The organism is Aquimarina agarilytica ZC1, from assembly GCF_000255455.1.
GTDB lineage: Bacteria > Bacteroidota > Bacteroidia > Flavobacteriales > Flavobacteriaceae > Aquimarina > Aquimarina agarilytica.
Window position 1 is genome coordinate 1 of sequence record NZ_JH621328.1, and the last position, 1,439, is coordinate 1,439.

At 30.6% G+C, this 1,439-nt stretch carries 1 protein-coding gene; it reads right to left on the minus strand.

Annotated features, from left to right (window positions below; genetic code table 11):
* Nucleotides 1–130: 130 nt before the first annotated feature.
* Nucleotides 131–1,243 carry a phage head morphogenesis protein, SPP1 gp7 family gene (locus KQA_RS0218145; protein WP_010183063.1) on the minus strand — a complete coding sequence of 371 codons (1,113 nt, stop codon included), beginning with the start codon at nucleotides 1,241–1,243 and terminating at the stop codon, nucleotides 131–133.
* Nucleotides 1,244–1,439 lie beyond the last annotated feature (196 nt).

Below are 1,439 nucleotides of genomic sequence, written 5' to 3' on the forward strand. Positions count from 1 at the left end.
AATTTGAAACCCAAAATACTAACCAAATTTATCTGTTCTAATAATCGAACTCAGGTTATTAGAAGTTATTCTAAACAAATCCATAGTAACTAAATTATTACAATCTTTCAGAATAAATAGATCTTTCGAATTACTCATTACTCATTTTTTCAATATTTCTTGGTAAAGAAATTGTTTCATAACTCTTTTTCATTTGTTCTTGTGCTAGTAATTTTTCTGCTTCAGGTGTGTCTGCGGCTCTTGCTATTTCATATAATTCATGATTATCTGATTTTTTTAACTTAAATGTTTCATCTGTATGAAATTGAAATTCAAACTGCTGCCCAGAGGGTGTTTCAAATGTAGTATTTAGACCCCTATAGGAACCATCACCCTGAAACCAAGCGTTATAAGAAACACCTTCTATCTTTTTATAACCTTTACTTTTTAAAGTATTTAAAACCTCAAAATATCCATCCACGTATTTATTAGGATTAAAAGTTATTGTGAAACGCATAACATCGTTCATCCTTAAAGAGGTCTTGCTTATTGCATTTTCTAATCCTAGTATTTCTATATCTTTAGATAAAGTTCTATCATACATTTTTCGAACTAATGATTCTTCTGTTTTTAAAGCATACTCTAAACCTTGCACTTCTCCTTCTGTGATTGATGCTAAATGAATTAAATCTGATTTTACAATATTTACTTCTTTTGATGCTTCATTAATAAGTCTTTTTGCTTCTTTAGTGACTAGTTCTAGTTTTCTATTCACTTGCAATGCTTCTCCTGTAATTTTCCTAGCTTCTTCAGAAACTTTGCGAACATGCTCCGAAGCTTCTTTTTTACCTGAATCAGCTAAAACTTCTGCTACTTCATCACCTCTCTTTGCTAGGCTAGTGATAACATCAGCACTTAAAGTGGTAATATCAAAAGCAATACTAATCTTTGGCCAATTTTCAACAAACCAACCATGATCATTATCCAATAATGATTTTTTAAGTTTAGGGTCATCAAGAGCTAAATCAATTGTAGATTTTCCTAATTCTGCTACGGCGAGTAATTGTATAAGTTTTGGAGATGTCCCTGTAATTAAAACTTTGGACGCACTTGCCAAACCTAGACCATTTAAATAAGGAACTAAAACATCTGTAAAATATTCTTTTAAATTTTCCTTATCACTTAGGTATTTTACATAAATAGCAGGGACAGTTAAAATATCACCACCAAAGGTTACCACACGAACTGGGGATAATGGAAGCAATGAAAATTTCCTACTGTACTCAAAACCATTTTCCGCTAAATTCCATATAAAATCCCGATCGCGCGGAAATGTTCCTTAAATCCGTAAGTCTTTAAATTAGAGATTAATTATAAGGAATATTTAATTTTTATTTCGTTTTAGAATTGAAAAGTTTGACTTTTTTGTATTTACTTTCTTTTTTTTAGTCCAGAAAACA